The 6,573-nt window shown below is 64.7% G+C and carries 4 protein-coding genes and 1 pseudogene; all 5 read right to left on the minus strand.

All coding sequences use genetic code 11. The features are described 5' to 3' along the window. Nucleotides 1-1,671 (minus strand): cation acetate symporter, encoded by a 1,671-nt coding sequence (locus GJ630_RS07885; protein ID WP_371727194.1) that lies wholly within the window; start codon nt 1,669-1,671, stop codon nt 1-3. Then, nucleotides 1,668-2,102, minus strand: a complete 435-nt coding sequence (locus tag GJ630_RS07890; RefSeq protein WP_014039459.1) for a DUF4212 domain-containing protein — start codon at nt 2,100-2,102, stop codon at nt 1,668-1,670. The genes GJ630_RS07885 and GJ630_RS07890 overlap by 4 nt, the downstream gene beginning before the upstream one ends. A gap of 44 nt (nt 2,103-2,146) precedes the next feature. Continuing rightward, nucleotides 2,147-4,141 (minus strand): acetate--CoA ligase, encoded by a 1,995-nt coding sequence (gene acs, locus GJ630_RS07895; RefSeq protein WP_050037520.1) that lies wholly within the window; start codon nt 4,139-4,141, stop codon nt 2,147-2,149. A 70-nt stretch (nt 4,142-4,211) separates the two neighbouring features. Beyond that, complete coding sequence (locus tag GJ630_RS07900) at nt 4,212-5,903, minus strand: bacterio-opsin activator domain-containing protein (RefSeq protein WP_191449663.1); 1,692 nt, start codon at nt 5,901-5,903, stop codon at nt 4,212-4,214. 140 nt (nt 5,904-6,043) lie between these two features. Beyond that, nucleotides 6,044-6,573 (minus strand): annotated as a pseudogene (locus tag GJ630_RS07905) (acetate--CoA ligase); the annotation flags it as partial.

Here is a 6,573-nt window from a genome sequence, read left to right on the forward strand (position 1 = left end):
TTAGTCGTCTGCGGGGGTGCCGCCGCTGGTGCTGTCACCGACGACGTCTGCGGCGGTTTCCTGTTGCCCCATCGGCTCGGGGCTGTGACACTGTCGAACCATCTTCTTCGTCTCCAGGGGCGGCTCGGGCGTCGCCAGCGAGACGGCGATGGTGACGATGAACACGACCGGCGTCCCGATCAGCGCAGCGCCGATGGGCGGGACGTACTGGGCGTATATCGGAACGAGTGCACCTCCATCGCCAGCGGCTGCGCCGAGCGCACCGATGTAGTTCGGCAGGACGCTGTTGATAATCGAGGTGATCCAGATGAGCAGGCCGAGCACCATCCCGGCCAGCGCGCCCTGACGGTTCGTGTTCTCCCACCAGAGGCCGAGGAAGAATATCGGGAACAGGACGACGCCGGCCAGCGAGAACGCGTAGGCGACCAGTTCGCCGATGAGCGCCGGTGGGTTGAACGCGGTCACCGTCACCAGCGCGCCCATGCCGATGATGGTCCCACGACCGATGAGCACCTGCTGGCGCTGGGTCGCGTCGGGGTTGATCAGTTCGGTGTAGATGTCGTGTGCGACCGCGGAGGAGGCCGTGATGAACAGCCCGGCAGTCGTCGCGATAGCCGCGGCCATCGCACCGGCCGCGACGAGGCCGACGAACCACGTCGGGAGGTTCGCGAACTGCGCGGCAAGCACGACGATCACGTCACCCTCAGCGCCGGACATGCCGCCTTCGGCGGCGTAGGCGCTCGCACCGGTCGTCGTCTGGAAGAGATCGACGCCGAAGGCCGCCATCGCGGGCGAAGCCCAGTACAGCAGGAGGATGAAGAACAGCCCCCACACGCAGGACCAGCGGGCGACGCGCTCGCTTCTGACCGTGTAGAACCGGACGAGGACGTGCGGGAGGCCGCAGGTCCCGACGATGAGCGAGAATGCCGTCGCAATCCAGAGGTAGAACGGCTGGTTCACGAACGGTGCGGAGAACTCGCGACCGAGGTCGGCGATCAGCGCGCCGTACTCGATCTGTGGAAGTATGGTCGAGTAGCCCTGCGAGAAGCCGACCACGTACACGCCCGCGAGGAACGCGACGATGAGGATGGTGTACTGGACGGCCATATTTTTCGTCGCCCCCAGCATCCCCGAGAGCGCGAGATAGCCGACGGTGATGGTCATCATCACGACGATCATCGGGATGATGTCGAGGCCGAAGACGTACTGACCGACCAGCCCCATGCCGCGGGCCTGGCCGACGGAGTAGACGTACGCGATGAGTAGCGTGGTGAACGCGGCCAGCGCGCGGGCAGTTGGCGAGTTGAACCGGTCGCCGACGAAGTCCGGCGCGGTGTACTTCCCGAACCGGCGCATCTGCGCGGCCAGGAAGATGAGCAGGATGAAGTAGCCGGTCGTCCAGCCGACGATGAACGCCAGGCCGTAGAAGCCCGAGAGCGCGACCAGCCCGGCCAGTCCGAGGTATGAGGCGGCGGACATCCAGTTCGCGCCGATGGCCATCCCGTTCTCGATGTTCCCGATGCCGCGGCCGGCCACCCACATCCCCTCGGTGTCGGCCACCTTGAAGACGTAGCCGATGACGAGGAACGAGGCCATCATCAAGAAGACGATGATCGCCGGAACGAGTTTGAACGAGATGTCCAGCGCTTCCGCCTGTAACGGGACCGTCACTGCTCGACACCCCCGTCAGCGGCCGTCGCCTCGCCGGTCTCGGGAGCCGTGCTCTCGACGGAATCGGGGTCGATACCGTACTTCTGGTCGAGTCGGTCCCTGTAGCGGGTGTAGACGACTGCCAGGATGAGCGCACCCGTTGGCGCGCCGAGCGAGACGAGGAAGTAGTGCAGCGGGAAGCCGAATATGGGCGTCTGCACGGTCATCATCTCCGGCGCAAGCGCGGTCAGCGTCACCGGCCCGAACACGACCAGCGCCCAGAGCACGAAACTGCTCCAGATGATCTTCAGGTGGTCGCGCATGAACGGCGTGCTCGGCCGTAACAGGTTCACCTCCCTGTCGAGGTAGTCGATGTCTTCGTGGGCGGCCTCCGTGCCGCCATCTGAGTGGATAGTTGACTCTTCTCGATCCGCAGGCGTGTCTCTTGACATGGGTTGATAGGTTGAAAATTCGTGGTGCTGTTCGCCGCTACGGCTCAGTCACCCTGGACTTTGGTCTCGATATCACTGACGACGTCAGGGTTTCGCAGCGTGCTCGTATCGCCCAGTTCCTCGCCGTTGGCGATGTCTTCCAGCAGGCGGCGCATGATCTTCCCGGAGCGGGTCTTCGGCAGTTCGGGCGTGAAGATGACGGCTTCCGGCCGCGCGATTGGCCCGATAGCGTCCTCGACGCCGTCGATAATCGCACTACGGAGGTCTTCGTCTTCCTCGTAGCCGTCCTCGGTGATGACGTACGCGTACACCGCTTCGCCCTTGATATCGTGGTCGCCACCGACGACAGCGGCTTCGGCGACGCCTTCCACGCCGACGATAGCGCTCTCGATCTCCATCGTCCCGAGGCGGTGGCCGGAGACGTTGATCACGTCGTCGACCCGCCCCAGCACGGTGATGTAGCCGTCGTCGTCGATCTTCGCTCCGTCCTCGGGGAAGTACACCCAGTCGTCGGAGTCGTCGCTATCGGTGTCCGAGTACTCGGCCCAGTATTCGTCGATGAACCGTTCGTCGTTCTTGTACAGCGTCCGGAGCATGCCGGGCCACGGCTTGTCGACGGTCAGGTAGCCGGCGCGGCCGGGTTCGACTTCCTTACCCTCGGTGTCGACGATGCGGACGTCGTTGCCCGGTAGCGGCGGCCCGGCCGACCCGGGTTTCATGTCCTTGACGCCGGGCAGCGTCGTTATCATCATGCCGCCGGTCTCGGTCTGCCACCAGGTGTCGACGACGGGGCACTCCTCGCCCCCGATATGTTTGTAGTACCATTTCCAGGCGCGAGGGTTGATCGGCTCACCGACCGTCCCCAGCAGGCGCAGGCTGGAGAGGTCGTGCTGTTCGGGGTACTGCTTGCCCCACTTCATGAACGCGCGGATGGCCGTCGGCGCGGTGTACAGCTGGTCGGCCTCGTATTCCTCGACGATGTCCCAGAGGCGGTCCTTGTCGGGGTAGTCCGGCGTCCCCTCGTACATCATCGTCGTCGTCCCGAGCGCGAGCGGGCCGTAGACGATGTAGGAGTGGCCGGTAATCCAGCCGATGTCGGCCGAGCAGAAGTACGTGTCCTCGGGTTTGATATCGAGCACTGCCTGAGAGGTCCAGGCTGCCCACGCGAGGTAGCCACCCGTGGAGTGTTTGACGCCTTTCGGCTTCCCGGTGGTCCCGGAGGTGTACATGAGAAACAGCATATCCTCGGCGTCGCGGTCGACCGGCTCGACCGTCTCGCCCTCGTTGTCGGCGATGACATCGTCGAAGGCGACCTGATTGCCCGCGTAGTCGTGGTCGAAGCCGTCGCCGTCCATCAGGCGCTCGGCGACGATGGCGCGTTCGACCTCGTGGTCGACGCCGCTCAGCCCCTCGTTGGCTTTGTCGAGGTGGTCGAGCGGGTCCCCTCGTCGGTAGTAGCCGTCGCAGGTGACCAGATACTCCGAGTCGGCGGAGTTCATCCGCGTCGCGAGCGCGTCCGCGGAGAAGCCGGCGAACACGACGGAGTGTGGCGCGCCGATGCGGGCACAGGCCAGCATGGCTATCGGCAGCTGCGGGATCATCGGCATGTACATCGTCACGACGTCGTCCTCGCCGACGCCCATCTCCCGCAGGCCGGCCGCGAACTCGTTGACCTTCTGGTGAAGTTCTTCGTAGGTGTAGGTGATGTTGTCTTCCTCGACCGGCTCACCCACCCACTCGATAGCGGCTTCGTCGCCGCGCTCCTCCAAATGGCGGTCCAGACAGTTCGCCGAGGCGTTTAGTTTCCCGTCCGTGAACCACTCGTAGAACGGTGGGTTCGAGTCGTCGAGTACCTGATCGTAACCCTCCTCCCAGTCGAGCAGGTCGGCGGCCCCCTCCCAGCACTCCGGCCAGTTCTCGGTAAACTCCTCGTAGATACCCTCGTCCGTGACGTTCGCCTGCTCGACGAACGACTCCGGGGGCTCGAAAACCTCCTGTTCTTCGAGCCGTGCTTCGAGTTGGACATCTTCATCTGACATGGTCTATCATCGATATTTCACAGTGACCATATAAACGGGGGGTCTAACTACGATAACATGAAACAGGGTTTCAGTTGTCGGTCGGCTGTCGCGGTTCGGTCGGCCGGTCGTCGAAAAACGCGGTCAGGACCTTCTGCTGGGCTTTCCTGAGGTGATTGTGTAACGTCGGCGACGAGACGTCTAGCGAGTCCGCTAGCTCTTCGGCGGTCGACCCGCGGGGCCACTCGAAGTAGCCGCTGTGGTAGGCCGCCTGGAGGACGGTCTCCTGCCGGTCGGAGAGCGTGTCGGTCAGTCGGTCGCGGAACCCTGTCTCTGTTTCGGCCGGCCGTTCCGTCTCTCGCTTCGCCGCTAACGACGTCTCCGGGTAGGCGTCGGTGACGGCGTTGACTGTCGGTCTGATGTCGGCCTCGCTGGGGAGCTCGACGGCGATAGTCGCCACGCCGTCGGTGGCCGTCACAGAGCGAACGCGGCCACCGCTCTCGACCAACTGGAGCGCTGGCGTGTCGGTGACTACGACCTCCAGTAGCACGCCGTCGCTGTGCTCTTCGAGGAGTCTGGCGTCGGTCACGCCGTCGTCGGTGTCCGCGTACGACAGTATCGCGTCGGCCGAGGCACCTTCGACCATCAGGTAGTACAGCAGCGACTGGCCCGCAACGGGAACGACGCCGGACAGTTCGACCGTACACTGCAACGCCCCGGACACCCCGGCGGTGAAGGTTCGCCCGTCCGCACAGTGGAACTCCAACTCGGTCACCGTGTCGGCAAGCAGGAGTCGCTTGCGTTCGGCGGCGACCTGTGCGTGGCCGACCTGAACCCCGAGTGCGGACAGTACGGCGCGTTCCGCGTCGGTAAGCCTCTCGCTGGCCCCCACTCCGATGACACCGGAGACGGCGTTTTCCCTGATGAGCGGGACCAGAGCGACCGGTCCGGCGCTGTCGTCGACGACACGAACCTCGCCCACGTCTAGCGGCGCGGTGACCGACTCGATATGCTCGTGAATCTGGCGCTCGACGGCCGACTCCGAGATCTCTGTCGTCGTGCGCAGTGTCAGCCCGTCGCCGGTACGCTCGGCGAGCCAGGCGAACTCGAAGCCCGCCGTCTCGGTCAGGTGGTCACAGACTGCCGTCGCAATTGCTTCGCCGGTCGCGGCGGCCGCAAGCGCCTCGCTGACCGTCGTGATCCAGTCGAGGGCTCGCCGGGACTCGCTCGGGGCCGCCCGCTCGCCGGACTCATCCACGGCCGCGACGATGGTTTCGCGGTCCGGTTCGTCAAGCAGGGGGTCCAGTCGGTCGAGGCGGTCCCAGCCGCCGAGCGCGCAGACCACGTCCGGCGGGACGCCGTCGTCCAGCAGACTCGCAGCGAACCGCCACCGGAGGTCCCGCGTGGAAACCCCCTGTAGGTGCGGTGCCGCGTCGGCGGCGCGGTCGGCGACCTCGCTGACGAGCATCTGTAGCCGCCGCGGGGAAACGGAAACCAGCGGCTCGTCATCGGCTTTCCCGGACGCGTTTGCGTACTTCCGCATGTCGTGTTCGACCGAGTCCGGGAGGTACGTCTCACGGACAACCTCGTTGCCGTCCCGAACGGCAAGCAGGTGATGGCCCTCGAACTCGGTGATATCGGCCAGCCGAACAGCCGTCATCTCCGCCGGACGGAGTCCGACCTCCGCGCCGAGCCGGAGCACGAGGTCGACCCGGTGTGTCTCGGCCGCGCGACGGAGCTGTTCGTACCCTCGCTTACCGATTTGATCGGCTGCTCCGTCCATGTGTTTCGGAAATTTACAGAATACCGAAATAAGTATTGCGGTCAGACCGTGCGTTTGTCTGAGAAAAGACCGATAAAACAGTCACTAAAGACACTATTGCCGCCCCAATGTTTCGGCAATATAGAAAAATACGAAACTTCTCACTCCTTTCTCGTCGTCGACTGGATTTCGCCGAGGATTTCGGGGTTCCGTAGCGCGCTGGTGTCGCCCAGGTCCTCGTCGTTGGCCACTGCCGTCAGCAGGCGGCGCATAACCTTGCCCGAGCGCGTCTTCGGAAGGTCGGGCGTGAACACGATTTCCTTGGGGCGGGCGATACCACCGATAGCGTTGACGACGCCCTCTTCGATGGCTGCTCGGAGTTCGCTCTCGGTGTAGCCGTCCTCCGGGGAGGCGAACGCGTACACCGCTGTTCCGGTCGTCTCGTCGTCGGCCCCGACGACGGCGGCTTCGGCGACGCCGGTGACGCCGGCGACCGTCGACTCAAGTTCCTTGGTGCTGAACCGCCGGCCGGCGACGTTAATCGCGTCGTCGATCCGACCGAGAAAGGTGATGTAACCGTCGTCGTCGACCGAGACGCTGTCTTCGGGGTAGTACCGCCAGTCCCCGGCGCTGTCCGGGACGCTGCCCCAGTCCGCTCCGTCGAGTAACGCGCGCGGCATCCCCGGCCAGG

It is taken from the genome of Haloarcula sp. CBA1122, assembly GCF_009741785.1.
In the GTDB taxonomy this organism is placed as follows: Archaea; Halobacteriota; Halobacteria; order Halobacteriales; family Haloarculaceae; genus Haloarcula; species Haloarcula hispanica.